This window comes from Kitasatospora sp. NPDC033851, from assembly GCF_055576085.1.
Genome location: NZ_JBVIRL010000101.1, coordinates 1 through 1,436, shown reverse-complemented (window position 1 = coordinate 1,436; position 1,436 = coordinate 1). Strand labels below are relative to the sequence as shown.

The 1,436-nt window shown below is 71.0% G+C and carries 1 protein-coding gene; it reads left to right on the top strand.

The window, feature by feature from the left end; translation table 11 throughout:
• Positions 1-42: 42 nt before the first annotated feature.
• The gene (locus ACZ51D_RS43655; protein ID WP_465665887.1) at positions 43-1,266 is read left to right on the top strand and encodes an IS4 family transposase; all 1,224 of its coding nucleotides are present in this window, start codon (positions 43-45) and stop codon (positions 1,264-1,266) included.
• Positions 1,267-1,436 lie beyond the last annotated feature (170 nt).

Below are 1,436 nucleotides of genomic sequence, written 5' to 3'. Positions count from 1 at the left end.
CAATGCCGGTGACTTTGTCTTGCTGTTCTCGTTGGTTGTGGTGTGGCGAGGGTGGGGCAGGTCAAGTCACCTGCGAGTGAGCGGGTATCGGACCGGATCGCGATCGGGGTGCTGACCCAGGCGTTCCCGCCGAGGCTGGTCGATGAGGTGATCGCCGAGACCGGGCGAGGTGAGAAACGCAGCCGTCTGCTGCCGGCGCGGGTGGTCGTGTACTTCGTCCTGGCGATGTGCCTGTTCTTCGGGCAGGGCTATGAGGAGGTCGCCCGGCTGCTGGGTGAGGGACTCGGGGACGGGCGGCGGTCGTGGCGGGTGCCCACGACCGCCGCCATCGGCCGGGCCCGCCGGCGGCTGGGCGTCGAGCCGCTGAAGGCGCTGTTCACGCGGGTGTGCCGCCCGCTGGCCGTGCCCGAGACGGCGGGTGCCTGGTACCGGCGGTGGCGCGTGGTGGCGGTGGACGGCACCACGCTGGACCTGGCGGACACCGAGGCCAACGACGCGCACTTCGGCCGCCCGGGCACGGGACGCGGCATCGGAGCGTTCCCGCAGGCCAGGGTGGTGGCACTGGCCGAGTGCGGTACACATGCCGTGTTCGCAGCGGAGGTCGGTGCGCTGTCGGCCGGCGAGCAGACGCTGTCGCGCCGGCTGTTCGCCCACCTGCGGGAGGGCATGCTGCTGCTGGCCGACCGGGGCTTCTACGGGTTCGAGCTGTGGCAGGCCGCCCGGGCCAGTGGTGCGGACCTGCTGTGGCGGGTCCGCACGAATGCCGCCCTGCCCGTGGTGCGGGTCCTGGACGACGGCTCCTACCTCAGCACCGTCCACGCCGAACCGGACCGCAAGAGCCGCCGCAACCCGGTGACCGTCCGCGTCGTGGAGTACACCCTGGCCCGCACCGGCGACACGACCCTCTACCGGCTCGTCACCACCATCCTCGACCCCGAACAGGCACCCGCCGCCGAACTGGCCGCGCTCTACACGCAGCGGTGGGAGATCGAGACCACGCTGGACGAGATCAAGACCCACCAGCGCGGCCCCAGACTCGTCCTGCGCTCGAAGTACCCGTGGGGCGTCGAGCAGGAGATCTACGGACTCCTGCTCGTCCACCACGCCGTCCGGCAGCTGATGCACCAGGCCGCCCTCCACGAGGGCCTGGACCCCGACCGCCTGTCCTTCACCCGCAGCCTGCGGGTCGTGCGCCGCCAGGTTCCCGCCCAGGCGGCGCTTTCCCCCCGACAGGCTGGCCCGCGCACTGACCCGCACCCTGGCTGAGATCGCCGAACGCCTCCTGCCACCACGACGTCAGCGCACCAGCCCCCGTGTCATCAAACGCAAGATGTCCAACTGGCCCCTCAAACGCGCCCAACACCGCAACTGGCCACCGCCCCAACCCGCCACCGCCACGATCACCCAGCGAGACACAACTTAAGTCACCGGCATTG